Genomic DNA, 10,016 nt, shown 5'->3' on the forward strand with positions numbered 1-10,016 from the left:
CGCGATCAGAAGTACTGGCAGTGGTCCGCGGGGATGGCCTTCTCCTCCAGGAACCACAGGGCGTCCACGATGCCCGAGGCCTCGGGCAGCAGGTTCGCCTCGTCCACGTGGAAGGTCTGCGCCGCCGCGCGGCAGGCGAACAGGTTCACGTGTCCGGTGCCCACGAGGTGGGTCAGGTAGTCCAGGATCTCCGTCGGCTCACCGTCCGCGATCATGGTGTGGCGCAGTTCGTCGGCGTCGGGGGCGTGCCTGCCCTCCATCCGCAGCGTCGCGGCGCCCTCCTTGGTCAGCGCCCGGACGGCCCACAGGACGAAGAGCATGTCGACCTGCACGCCCTTGTCCGCGGCGAGCCAGGCGAACGTCAACGGGGTGAGGATCTTGTCGTAGGCGTCGTCGCGGACGACGATCGCGAGCTTGTCCATGGCCGTGCACCTCATTCCGGGTTCGGGTGTCGACACCCATCGTCGGCACGCGGGACGGGCCGGACATGCGTCGAACTGCCGTGTTCCCGGCCGGCTATTGCCGTGTTTGCGGGGCGACCAGGCCCAGCTCGACCGCCCGCCGCGCGGCGGCGCCCCGGCTCGGGCAGTCGAGCTTGGTCAGCAGGTTGCGCACGTGCATGTCCACGGTGCGGGTGCTCAGGAACAACTCGGCGGCGATCTGCCGGTTGGTCCGGCCCTCGGCCAGAAGCCCCAGCACCTGCTGTTCGCGGCGGGTCAGCCCGGCGGGCGTGAGCGACCGGGCGGCGAGGCGGCCCAGTCGCCGGTCGACCCGTTCGCCCATCGCGGCCAGCTCCGCCGCGCACTGCCGGGCGAGTGGCTTGGCCCCCAGCCTGCGGGCGATCCGGTAGGCGTCGGTGATCGCCTCCACCGCGGGCGCCCGGTCCCCGCCGGCGGCCAGCGCGGTGCCCCGGCGCAGCCTGCTCAACGCCAGCTCGAAGGGCGCGGTCACGCCCCGCAGCAGGTGCACGGCCTGGCCGAACTGGGCGGCGGCCTGGACCGGGTCGCCCTCGACGACGGCCAGCTCGCCGCCGACGTGCGCCAGCGCCGAGAGCACCTTCGGGGTGCTGTTGCGGGTCGCGGCGGTGGCCAGCAGCCGGTGGTGCCGCGCGACGCCGTCGCGGTCGCCCAGCTCGGCCAGGTAGGTCGCCGACCAGCGCAGGGCGGGCAGCGCGTAGTGCCACTCCTCCTTGTCCTGGCAGCGCTCCAGCATCCCGGTCACGGTGTGCCGGGCGGCCGTCTCGTCGCCGTCGAGCACCGCGAGCGCGGCGATCGCCCACGTCGCACCGACCTCCATCCCGAACACCCCGTTGCCGCGGCCGAACGCGACCGCCTGCCGCAGGGGCGCGCGCACCCCTCGCCGGTCGCCGCGCAGGACGGTGATCAGCCCGGACTCCTCCTGCGCGACCATGCGGTGCAGCGGCGAGGAACGGTCGTCCCCGAGCACCTCGCCGCAGATGGCCAGCGACCGGTCCCACTCCCCCATCAACCGCACCACCGGCGACATGCACACGAAGCACGTCTGGGCCAGGGCGGTGAACCCGTGCTCGCGGGACAGTTCCAGCGCGGACTCGTAGGCGTCGGTGGCGGCGGCGTAGTCGGCCGCGTACTCCAGGGCTTCGCCCAGCTCGTAGTACGCCTCGCCGGCGACCTCGGTGAGCTGCCCGGCGAGCGCGAGTTCCAGGCCCGACCGGGCCAGCGCCACACCACGGCGACCCTCGCCGAGGGCGGCGCGGATCGCGCCCTGCAACGCCAGGGCGTGCGCGCGGACCCCGGTGCGGCCGGCGGCCTCGGCGTCCTCCGCGGCGGCTTCGGCGTGGTCGAGTGCCTTGGACAGGTGTGCCGCGGACTTGAGCTGCTCGGCCAGCGCCAGCCGTTCGGCGGCGCAGTCGCCGCGCAGCCCCGCGACCGCGAGCGCGTCGGCCGCGGCCTCGCGGGCGGCGACCGCGGCGGGCACGTCACCACGCAGCTCCGCCACGTTGGCCAGCCTCCGGTACGCCGCTCCCGCCGCCGCGCCGTCGCCGCCGGCCGCGCGCAGCCGGGCGACCTCGCCCCACAGGTTCGCCGCCGACTCCAGCTCGCCGCTCAGCTCCGCGCAGTCGGCGAGACGCGCCACGGTGTCCACCCGGGCCGCCGGGTCGACGTCCGGCGGCCACAGGGAAAGCGCGCGGCGGACCACGCCGGCAGCGTCGCGGTAGGCGTGTGCCCCGCACAGACGGCGGGCCGCGGCCAGCAGCAACGGCCGGGCGCGGTCCGGTTCCTGCGCGGCGGCCCAGTGCTCGGCCACCACCTCGGGCGGCCGGTCACCCGCGGCGAGGCGTTCCGCGACCCGCCGGTGGTGGCCGCGCCGCCGGGCCCACGGGATCGCCCGGTACAACGCGTCACGCACCAGAGCGTGCCGGAACACCGCAGCGCCGGGTCCCTGTTCGGTCAGCAGGCCGGCGTCCAGCACCCGGTCCACCTCGTCCGGGTCGACCAGTTCGGCCAGCACCGGCAGGTCGACCCGCAACCCCAGCACCGCGGCCAGCTCCACCGCCTCCGGGCACTGGCGGCGCAGGTCGGCGGTCCGGGTCAGCACCGCGTCCAGCACGCTGTCCGGCACCGCCGACGCCATGTCCGCCGCCAGGTCCAGCACGCCGTCACGCTCCCGGAGGCCACCGGACTCGACCAGCGCGCCCGCCAACTCCTCCACGTAGAACGGCAGCCCCTCGGCCCGCTCGTGCACGGCCGCCACCAGCGCGTCGGAGACCGGCGCGGCCAGGCACCCCGCGAGCAGCTCACCGGTCTGGACGGCAGTCAACGGCCCGAGCACGATCTCCACCAGCCCGCCGCCCCGCCGCGCCTCGGCCCGCATCGCCCGGACCGGGTGGTTGCGCGGCAACTCCTCCCGCCGGTACGTGGCCACCACCACCGACTCCCCGCCCGCACACGCCGCCGCCACACCCGGCAACGCCTCCACGGTCGCCGCCCCCGCCCAGTGCAGGTCCTCCAACACCAGCACCAGCGGCTCCCGCACCACGAGCCCCAGCAGGACGTCCACTTCCGCCCGCTCCGGCCCCGCGCACACGAACTCCCCCAGCGGCGTGAACGCCCCGCGCAGCACCCTCCCGCGCCACCCCGCGAGCACGTCGGCGACGAGCCGGCTCTTGCCCACCCCGGCGTCCCCGCTCACCAGGACCAGCCCGACCTCCCCACCCCGGCCGCGCGCCAGCCCGTCCACCAGCTGCGCCCGTGGGACGTCCCGGCCGACCAGCGGAGACCGCTCCAGCACAGCGGCAATCCAGCCCGCTCGGGCAGTCACCGCCGGGGGGCGACGCGGCGACCCGAAGCGGACCACGCAGGCCCCTGGCGCGCGTTCGACGCCGGCCGGTGCCGCGGATCGGACCGACCAGGACCGTGCCCGCCGGGGCGGAGGCGTCACGGGCGCCGGGGTCCGCTCGGTGGCCGGGGCGGGATCATGGCGGCGCAGGTGAACAGCAGCGCGAAGATGACCAGCGCGGTGATCGCGATGTCGATCAGCGCGCCGAGGAGCAGGTCGGTGACCATCGTTCAGTCCTGGGGTGCGGGAGCCTGCACGTCGAGGCCGGCGGGGTGTTGCACGGCGGCGCGGCGGCGGGTGCGCAGGCTGGTGAAGGTGACGGCGGCGAGGATGGTGACGATGACGGCGAGCGAGGCCGGGGTGGGGATCTCCGGGACGGCCGGCCAGATCCCGTGCGCCCAGTGCAGCACCAGCTTCACGCCGATGAACGCCAGGATGATCGCCAGCCCGTGGTTGAGGTGCACCAGCTTCGCCAGCGCCGCGTGCAGCACGAAGTACAGCGCCCGCAACCCCAACAGCGCGAAGGCGTTGGTGGCGAACACCAGATACGGGTCCTCGGTGATCCCGTACACCGCCGGCACCGAGTCCACCGCGAACACCATGTCCGTCGCGAACACCGCCACCACCACGACCGCCAACGGCGTCAACGCCCGCCGCCCGTTCTCCCGCACGGACAGCTGCGCGCCGCGGTACTGGTCGGTGACCGGCATCAGTCTCCGCAGCAGCCGGACGGCCCGCATCCGCGCGACGTCGGGCTCGTCGACTCCGCCGGCCAGCGCCTGGTGCAGGACCTTCACCGCGGAGACGAACAGGATCACCCCGAACACGAGGAACGCCCACGTCCCCGCCGCCAGCATCGCCGCGCCCGCCGCGATGAACACACCCCGCAGCAGAAGCGCCCCGACGATCCCGTACAGCAGCACCCGCTGCCGCACCGACCACGGGACGGCGAACGCGGACAGCAGCAGCATGAACACGAACAGGTTGTCCACCGACAGCGACTTCTCCACCACGAACCCGGTCGTGAACTCCAGCGCCGGGCCGCTGCCGTAGTCCATCCACAGCCAGAACGCGAACAAGACGGGCAACGCGAGGTAGAACACCGACCACCCCGCCGCCTCCCGCATCGACACCTCGTGCGGGCGGCGGGTCACCGCGAAGTCCGCGACCAGCAACCCCACCAGGACCGCGAGGCTGACGGCCCACAGCCCGGCCGACCCGACGGTCTCGGCGGGCACCACGTGCGAGGCGGGCACCACGGCTGAGGCGGGCACGGGACCTCCTCGAACGTCGGCGTTCGAGGTCTCCTTCACCCCTTGGCGGGGCGGCCTCCCGGGGACACCGGGGATGTCCGTCTTGACCGGGCAGACCTTTGGGAAGTACTCCCCTCGTCAACCAGTATCGGCACCGACCGCCCCGGAGTGAAGTACCGGCGACCCGCCTTCACCTGCCGGTGGGACGCGTCCTCCGGGATCACCAGGTGACGGGCGGTGCGATGCCCCTTATGTGTACCTCGGCGTAAACAACCGTACGTGTAGACTCCCGAGTAAACAAGAGGAGTCGGCGTGAGCGCCCCGGTTGGCCGACTGCCCCGTGCGCAGCGGCGGGAACAGATCCTCGACGCGGCCACGCGCGCGTTCTCCCGTGCGGGTTTCACCGCGACGGGGCTGGACGACGTCGCCGCCGAGGCCGGTGTGAGCCGGGTGATCCTCTACCGGCACTTCGAGTCCAAGACCGACCTCTACCGGGCGGTGTTGCAGCGCGCGTGCGCCCGCCTGGAGGCTTCGGTCGGTTCCGGCGACTACGACGAGGGCAGCGTCCCGGCGCTGCTGGACGCGGCGGCGGCCGACCCCGACGGGTTCCGACTGCTGTTCCGGCACGCTGCCCGCGAGCCGGAGTTCCGGGACGTGGTCGACGGCCTGCGCGCGGCCTCCACCGAGGTCGCCCGCGCGCACCTGGCCGAGGTGATCCCAGAGGGGCCGTGGCGGGACTGGGCCGTCGAACTGGTGCCGACGGTGGCGTTGGAAGCCGTGCTGGCATGGCTCGACGCGGAACAGCCGGAGCCGGAGCGCGCGGCCGAGCGCGTGGCGCGGGCCATCGGCGGTGTCGTCCGCGCCGCCACGGGCTGATCCCGACCGGCTTCAGGACAGCGGGAGCGTGACGGTGAACGTGGTGCCTTCACCCGGTGCGGAGGTCACGGACGCCCGGCCGCCGTGCGCCGTCGCCACCGCGTCCACAATGGACAGTCCCAGGCCGGCTCCGCCGTGGTCGGAACGGGCCGCGTCGCCGCGGTAGAAGCGTTCGAACACGCGGTCCTGGTGGTCGGGGGTCAGGCCTGGGCCGTCGTCGGCCACCTCGATCACGGCGTGCTCGCCCCGGGCGTGCACGCGGACCCGGGCGCGGGTGCCCGGCGGGGTGTGGCGCAGGACGTTGGACAGCAGGTTGCCCAGCACCTGGCTCAGCCGCGCATGGTCGCCGGGCACGGTCACCGGGCCGTCGTGGTCCAGGCCCAGGTCGTGGCCGGTCCGGAGGGTCAGCGCGTCGGCCACGGCCTCGGCCGCGAGGTCGGTCAGCTCGACCGGCGCACGGTCCGGCGGTCGGCCCTGGTCCAGGCGGGCGAGCAGCAGCAACTCGTCGACCAGCGTCCCCATGCGCCTCGCCTCCGACTCGATCCGGCGCATGGACATGTCGAGGTCGTCCGGCCGGGTCGCCGCGCCGCGCCGGAACAGTTCGGCGTACCCGCGGATCGTGGCGATCGGGGTGCGCAGCTCGTGGGACGCGTCGGCGACGAACCGGCGCAGGCGGTCCTCGGAGCGCTTGCGTTCCCGGAAGGCGGACTCGATCTGGCCGAGCATGGCGTTGAGCGCGGCACCGAGCCGGCCGACCTCCGTGCGCGCGCCGGCGTCCTCGACCCGGCGGGTCAGGTCGCCCGCGCCGATGGCGGCGGCGGTGTCCGACATGTCCTCCAGGGGACGCAGCCCGCGCCGGACCGCGCGCCACGACAGCAGCGCGACCGCGAGCAGCGCCACCGCGCTGGAGATCACGGCGACGTTCCGGACGCGGTCGAGTAGTTCGGTGGTGTTGGCCGTGCGCATGGCCACGACCAGGACATCGCCCTGTTCGTTGAGCCACGACGTGCGCACCAGCCAGCCGGTGACGTCGGTGAACCGCCCGCCGTCGGGGTTGTCGGCCGTCACCTCCGCCGGCCGCAACGGATCAGGCAGGACGGGCGCGTCGCCGTACGCCACGGTCTGCCGGACACCGCCGTCCGCCCCGCGGACCTGGAAGAACGACGGGATGTCGCCGCGCTCCGCCGCCGCCCGCCACACCCCGTCGACCCCGGCGCCGGTCTGCCGGAAATCGTGCGCCACGGCGGTCAGCACGTCGTCGTTCTGGTCGCCGGTCCAGTCCTGGAGCGCGCCGAAGATCGCGCCCACCGACACCGCCAACCCCAGCGCCAGCAACGCCGTCACGGTCAGCACCAGCCGTTTCCGCAGCGACATCACGAACCTTCGGGCAGCCGGACCACGTACCCCACCCGCGGCACGGTGTGGATCAGCGGCGGGTCGACCGCGTCGACCTTGCGGCGCAGGTAGGAGATGTAGGTCTGCACCACGCCGTCGTTGCCGCCGAAGTCGTACTCCCACACGTGGTCCAGCAGCCGCCGCTTGGACAGCACCCGGCCGGCGTTCGCGACGAGGTGGCGCAGGAGCTTGAACTCGGTCGGGGTCAGGTCGATCGGCCGGCCGTGCCGCCGCACGGTGTGCGCGTCCTCGTCGATCTCCAGGTCCGCGAACGCGAGCCGGCCCGTCGCCCGCGCCGGCCGGGTCCGGCGCAGCACGGCGTGCACCCGCAGCACCAGTTCCTCCAGGCTGAACGGCTTGGTCACGTAGTCGTCGCCGCCCGCGGTCAGCCCGGAGATCCGGTCCTCGGTGGCGTCGCGCGCGGTGAGGAAGACGACCGGCACGTGGTGCCCGGCCCGCCGCAGGTCCCGGCACAGGTCGACGCCCGAGCCGTCGGGCAGCATCACGTCCAGCACGATCAGGTCCGGCGCGAACGCCCTGGTCCGCGCCCTGGCCTCCTGGCCGGACAGCGCCACCGCCGCCTCGAACCCGTCGTAGCGCAGAGCGGTGGCCACCAGGTCGGCCAGGTACTGGTCGTCGTCCACCACGAGGATGCGCGCAGGGGTCACCGGCACAGTCTCGCGCGGGAACCGTCCCGTTGAGCGGTTCTCACAGAGAACTCCCAGAACGGTCGCAGAGCGGTGGAAGATCCGGCTGGTGCGCTGGTCGGCATGGAGAAGCTGTCGCGGTTCGTGCTCGGGCACCGGCGTCTGGTCGGTGTGGTCATGGGGTTGCTGCTGCTCGCCGGCGGCGGCGCCATCGCCCTGCTGCTGCCGAACGTGTCCGAGCGCAACGCCTACCCCGGCCTGCCCGGCTACGACGCCAACCAGCGGATCATGGCGGACTACGGGACCGGCGGCTACGAGCGGCCGTTCCTCCCGGTCATCACGCTGCCGCCCGGGACCACGGTGGACTCGCCCGGGGTGCGGCAGGCGCTGGGCCGCGCGTTCACCGCTGTTGTTGACGAGACCGGAGCACGGGTCGTGTCCTACGCCGACACCGGGGACCGGCGGTTCGTCGGCGAGGACCGGACCACGTTCGGGCTGGTGTTCGGCGGCCCGGTCGAGCAGGGCGGCCTGCCGGGCAGTGCGCTGGGTGAGGGCTCGGACCTCGACGCCGCCGTCGCGGCGGCCATGCGGCCGTGGCTGCCCGAGAACGCCGTCCTGCACGTGACCGGGCTCGACCCGCTGGCCACGGGCGCGGACACCGGCGGGCTGGACGTGCCGCTCAAGCTGGCGGTGACCATCGGGGCGGCGATCGCCGTGCTGGTGTGGGTCTTCCGCTCCACGCTCGCCTTCGTCCCGTTGCTGACGGCGTTCGTCGCGGTGCCGGTGTCGTTCGTGGGTTTGCTGGTGGCGAGTGCCTTCGTCGACATCCACGAGACGACGGTCATGATGCTGCCCCTGTTCGGCGTCGGGATCGCCGTCGACTACGCGCTGATCCTGGTGACCCGGTGGCGTGAGGAGGGCGGCGGGGACGAGGCCGTGCACCGGGCGATGGCCACGGCCGGGCACGCCGTCATGTTCAGCAGTGGCGCGGTGGCGATCGGGTTGGTGACCATGATCGTGCTGCCCATTCCGTTGCTGCGCAGCCTGGGCGTTGGTGGTGTCGTGGTCGCTCTGTCCAGCGCATTCGTCTCGCTGACCGTGTTGCCTTTGGTGCTGTCGGTGGCGGGCAGGCGCGTTCGCACGAAGTCCAAGGCTTCGACGGCGAGTGCGGCCTGGACGGCGTGGGCGCGGCTGGTCGTGCGGCACCGGGTGCCCGCCGCGTTCGCCGCCGGCGGTGTGCTGGCCGCGCTGTCGGTGGTCGCGTTCGGGGTGAACCTCAGCGTGCCGGTGAGCGCCGACCTGGCCCGGTCGGGCAGCGGCCACGACGGCCTGGTCGCTCTGCGGGACGCCGGCGTGCCCTCCGGTGTACTCACGTCCTTCGACGTCTACGTGCCTTCTGGTGTCGACGCCCGGCAGGTCGCCGCCGACCTCGCCGCACTGCCTGGTGTGCACGCCGCCGTCGCACCGGCCACTTGGCGTGCCGACGGCTCCGCGCTGGTGGCCGTACTTCCCGTCGCCGAGGGCGAGGAGCCCGTACGGCAGGTGCGCGACGCGGTACCTGATGGGGCGATGGTCGGCGGGAACGTCACCCAGCAGATGGACTACGTGGAGGCGACCTACTCGGCGTTCCCCTGGATGCTCGCCCTCCTGGCCGCCGCCACTTACGTGATGCTCGCCCGGGCCTTCCGCTCACTCCTTCTGCCCCTGAAAGCCATCCTGCTCAACCTGCTTTCGTTGGGTGCCGTGATCGGGGCGCTGGTGCTGATGTGGCAGTGGGGTTGGGGTACCGAGGCGGTGTTGGGCATCCAGCCCGATGGCGCGATCGGCACGTTCGTCCCGGTGACCGTGTTCGCGTTCCTCTTCGGACTGTCGACCGACTACGAGGTGTTCATCATCGCGAGGATGCGCGAGGAGTACGACCGGACCGGCGACACCGTGGAAGCCGTCGTCCGGGGCATCGGCCACACCGGCCGTCTCGTGACGTCGGCGGCCCTGATCCTGTTCTGCTCGTTCGCGTCGATGGCGATGGGCGGCGAACTGGACGTGGCCATCTTCGCCTCGGGCGTGTCCCTCGGCATCCTCCTCGACGCCACCCTGATCCGAGCCGTGCTCGTGCCGGCCACCGTCACGATGATGGGCCGCTGGAACTGGTGGCTGCCTTCCCGGGAAGGTCACGCGAATGCAAAGTAGCGCAGCCACAGGTACGGCGCGGCCAGCACGATCGACAGGGCCGCCACCACCAGGCCGTAGCGGGTGAACGTCCAGAAGCTGATCGGTGTGCCGTTGCGCGCCGCCAACCCGAGAGCGACCACGTTCGCGCTGGCACCGACAGCGGTGGCGTTGCCGCCCAGGTCCGCGCCCAACGCCAGCGACCACCACAGCGACTCCGCCTGCGCCGTCCCGCCCTGCGCCGCCACCAGCTCGCCCACGATCGGGGACATCGTTGCCACATAAGGGATGTTGTCCACGATCGCGGACAACACCGCCGAGATCACCAGCAGCACCATCACCGCGAGCAGCGGCTGCC

General features: G+C 73.2%; 9 protein-coding genes. 2 read left to right on the forward strand and 7 right to left on the reverse strand.

Annotated elements, in window-relative coordinates:
• Positions 1–5 precede the first annotated feature (5 nt).
• The 4 genes from RIN75_RS43235 to RIN75_RS43250 all read right to left on the reverse strand — a co-directional run bounded on the left by RIN75_RS43235 (position 6) and on the right by RIN75_RS43250 (position 4,592).
• On the reverse strand, positions 6–422 hold the full coding sequence (locus RIN75_RS43235; protein ID WP_309117923.1) for a DsrE family protein: 417 nt from the start codon (positions 420–422) through the stop codon (positions 6–8).
• A 94-nt stretch (positions 423–516) separates the two neighbouring features.
• Positions 517–3,270 (reverse strand): LuxR C-terminal-related transcriptional regulator, encoded by a 2,754-nt coding sequence (locus tag RIN75_RS43240; protein WP_309117924.1) that lies wholly within the window; start codon positions 3,268–3,270, stop codon positions 517–519.
• 146 nt (positions 3,271–3,416) lie between these two features.
• On the reverse strand, positions 3,417–3,545 hold the full coding sequence (locus RIN75_RS43245; RefSeq protein ID WP_309117925.1) for a hypothetical protein: 129 nt from the start codon (positions 3,543–3,545) through the stop codon (positions 3,417–3,419).
• Positions 3,546–3,548: 3 nt separating this feature from the next.
• Positions 3,549–4,592 carry a TerC/Alx family metal homeostasis membrane protein gene (locus RIN75_RS43250; protein ID WP_309117926.1) on the reverse strand — a complete coding sequence of 348 codons (1,044 nt, stop codon included), beginning with the start codon at positions 4,590–4,592 and terminating at the stop codon, positions 3,549–3,551.
• Between the two features lie 291 nt (positions 4,593–4,883).
• Here RIN75_RS43250 and RIN75_RS43255 point away from each other — a divergent pair, with 291 nt between their 5' ends.
• Positions 4,884–5,447, forward strand: coding sequence for a TetR family transcriptional regulator (locus RIN75_RS43255; RefSeq protein WP_309117927.1), 564 nt, complete (start codon positions 4,884–4,886; stop codon positions 5,445–5,447).
• A 12-nt stretch (positions 5,448–5,459) separates the two neighbouring features.
• On the opposite strand, the gene RIN75_RS43260 is transcribed toward RIN75_RS43255, so the two are convergent.
• The gene (locus tag RIN75_RS43260) at positions 5,460–6,821 is read right to left on the reverse strand and encodes a HAMP domain-containing sensor histidine kinase (protein WP_309117928.1); all 1,362 of its coding nucleotides are present in this window, start codon (positions 6,819–6,821) and stop codon (positions 5,460–5,462) included.
• Positions 6,821–7,510 carry a response regulator transcription factor gene (locus RIN75_RS43265; RefSeq protein ID WP_309117929.1) on the reverse strand — a complete coding sequence of 230 codons (690 nt, stop codon included), beginning with the start codon at positions 7,508–7,510 and terminating at the stop codon, positions 6,821–6,823. The genes RIN75_RS43260 and RIN75_RS43265 overlap by 1 nt, the downstream gene beginning before the upstream one ends.
• A 72-nt stretch (positions 7,511–7,582) precedes the next feature.
• On the opposite strand from RIN75_RS43265, the gene RIN75_RS43270 reads away from it, so the two are divergent.
• Positions 7,583–9,679 (forward strand): MMPL family transporter, encoded by a 2,097-nt coding sequence (locus RIN75_RS43270; protein ID WP_309117930.1) that lies wholly within the window; start codon positions 7,583–7,585, stop codon positions 9,677–9,679.
• Here the strand turns inward: RIN75_RS43270 and RIN75_RS43275 are convergent.
• Positions 9,661–10,016 (reverse strand): SLC13 family permease (locus tag RIN75_RS43275; RefSeq protein WP_309117931.1); only part of this gene is annotated, 356 nt, incomplete at its 5' end. The two genes, RIN75_RS43270 and RIN75_RS43275, sit on opposite strands and share 19 nt — an antisense overlap.

The organism is Saccharothrix sp. (assembly GCF_031180885.1).
GTDB lineage: Bacteria > Actinomycetota > Actinomycetes > Mycobacteriales > Pseudonocardiaceae > Actinosynnema.

What these genes read in the sequence shown, in the direction of transcription:
- RIN75_RS43235 (WP_309117923.1), bottom strand. Translation starts at nt 422, where the DNA reads ATGGACAAGCTCGCGATCGTCGTCCGCGACGACGCCTACGACAAGATC.
- RIN75_RS43245 (WP_309117925.1), bottom strand. Translation starts at nt 3,545, where the DNA reads ATGGTCACCGACCTGCTCCTCGGCGCGCTGATCGACATCGCGATCACC.
- RIN75_RS43260 (WP_309117928.1), bottom strand. Translation starts at nt 6,821, where the DNA reads ATGTCGCTGCGGAAACGGCTGGTGCTGACCGTGACGGCGTTGCTGGCG.